General features: G+C 62.9%; 2 protein-coding genes. One reads left to right on the top strand and one right to left on the bottom strand.

Annotated elements, in window-relative coordinates:
* On the bottom strand, positions 1-230 hold a 230-nt coding region (locus J0I64_RS15615), incomplete at its 3' end, for an alcohol dehydrogenase catalytic domain-containing protein (RefSeq protein WP_291409893.1).
* A gap of 121 nt (positions 231-351) precedes the next feature.
* Between J0I64_RS15615 and J0I64_RS15620 the strand changes: the two genes are divergently transcribed.
* A complete protein-coding gene (locus tag J0I64_RS15620; RefSeq protein ID WP_291409895.1) occupies positions 352-1,161 on the top strand; it encodes a siderophore-interacting protein in 810 nt (269 codons plus the stop codon).
* Positions 1,162-1,209 lie beyond the last annotated feature (48 nt).

Genomic DNA, 1,209 nt, shown 5'->3' on the forward strand with positions numbered 1-1,209 from the left:
ACGCCCTCGCCCAGCGCCTCGACTACCCCCACGGCCTCCGTGCCCGGTACCGCAGGCAGGCTCGGCTTGAAGCCATATTGGCCGGCAATGGTCATCAGGTCGTGATTGTGGACAGGCGACAGCACCATCCTGACCAGAACCTGGCCGGGTCCCGGTTGCGGTCGCTCCACGTCCTCTGTCCTCAGAACTCTTTCCGGCATGCCGAATTCGGAATAGATGGCGCTTTTCATTGCCGGGCTCCTGCAAATTACTATGCGACAAAGATATGTCTCGCGTTTTGGTGTTCAACCCCGGCTTGCCATCCATGGATGCATGGAATAATTGCTGAGTATATTATTCAGGATTTAAGCCATGACGACCGAGACATCCGATCCCCGCGCACCACAGCGCGTTCGCCACGAGACGAAACTCCGTCTGCTCACCGTCACCGCCGTCACCGACATCACCCCGCTGATGCGTCGGGTTCACCTGACCGGCGACATGGAAGGCTTCGTTTCTCCCAGCCATGCCGACCACATCAAGGCCTTCTTCTTCCCCGCCAGCGTGACCCCGCTGCTGCCTCCGGTCGGCCCCAACGGCGCCGAATTCGCGCCGGGCACGCGGCCCGAAATGCGCGACTACACGCCCCGTTTCTGGAATGTTGCCGAAGGCTGGATCGAGCTCGATTTCGTGCTGCATGGCGATGGCCCTGCCTCGAGCTGGGCGGCGTCGGCCGAACCGGGCAAAACGCTGGTCATCGGCGGCCCGCGCGGCTCGGTGGTCGTGCCCATGACTTTTGACTGGTATCTGCTGGTGGGCGACGAAACCGCCCTGCCCGCCATTGGTCGCCGCATCGAGGAACTACCCAAGGGCGCCCGCGTCGTCGCCGTGGTCGAGGTCGATTCTCCCGCCGAGGAACAAAAGTTCGAAACGCGCGCCGATCTCGATCTCATCTATCTGCACCGCAACGGCGCACCTGCCGGTACCACCTCGCTGCTGCTCGACCAGGTCAAGGCGCTCGACCTGCTAGAGGGCGATGCCTATGCCTATGTCGCGGGCGAAAGTTCGATGAGCAAGTCGGTCCGCCAGTACCTGACGGAAACGCGCGGCTTCAATCCCGAATGGGTCAAGGCCGCCGGCTACTGGCTGCTCGGCACCGCCGACGCTCACGAGCCGCACTGAGCTTGAAAAAAGGCGCCGGCCTCACGCGGCCGGCGCCCACAAATCACT

Source organism: Devosia sp. (assembly GCF_017307565.1).
Lineage (GTDB): Bacteria > Pseudomonadota > Alphaproteobacteria > Rhizobiales > Devosiaceae > Devosia.

Bases quoted from the DNA above. Each gene is read 5' to 3' on its own strand.
- J0I64_RS15620 (WP_291409895.1), top strand. From the start codon at position 352: ATGACGACCGAGACATCCGATCCCCGCGCACCACAGCGCGTTCGCCAC.